Here is a 793-nt window from a genome sequence, read left to right on the forward strand (position 1 = left end):
GGTCGATTTCTTTTTGGATTTGCTTTTTTCGAAAATCACGAAGAGCTTTGTCTAACACCATTTTAGCATATACAGAATCCAGGACTTCTACTTCAGATTGTTTTGATACACTAAGTAAATTATTTTCCATCAAGAAATCAACTCCTTGTCCTTTTTTCTATTATACCATATTTTTTCTGAATATTCTAATATCAATTTCGATATTTGTAAGAGAAACAAGAATTCGTTGCAAAATTCAACTTTATGGACTTTTTAAAATAGGGGTAGTGCCGTATAGCCATCAAGCTAAAATTTTTGCAGCATCCCAAAACGATAAAATGACCTTCTCTTTTCCTTGTCGTATTTCTTTCATAAATTATTTGTCGCTACATATTAACACCAGAGTACTGTTGAATGACAACAAAGTTGTTTCTTTTATAACAAGATTGTTCCGCAAACAGTCCATGCTAGGATTGAAATCGTTTCGAACTGCCAAAAGGATATTGAGTGGTATGGAAGCGATGCATATGCTTCAAAAGAAGCAAGTTTTCTTACGGGAGAAGTCTGTCAAAAACCATAAGGAATTTATACATCAATTGTTTGGACTTACAGCATAAGGTAGGATTCCGAAAGGAACCTATTCATTTTTTTAAACTTTCATTGTATTTGCACCAGAACCTGGAATTTTTTATCAACACTAAAAAAATTTAAAAAAGGTATTCACAAATAGAAGTGGTTTGTTGTATTATCGATAAGTGCCACAGGCGACTGTGATGATTTTCTTACATGTTAAATCTTTACCTGTCATTTTGAA

The 793-nt window shown here is 32.4% G+C and carries 1 pseudogene; it reads left to right on the forward strand.

The annotated features are described in order from the left end of the window. Window positions 1-437 precede the first annotated feature (437 nt). A pseudogene (locus AAHB12_RS31165) lies at window positions 438-596 on the forward strand (IS6 family transposase); the annotation flags it as partial. Window positions 597-793 lie beyond the last annotated feature (197 nt).

This window comes from Bacillus sp. OTU530 (assembly GCF_038440375.1).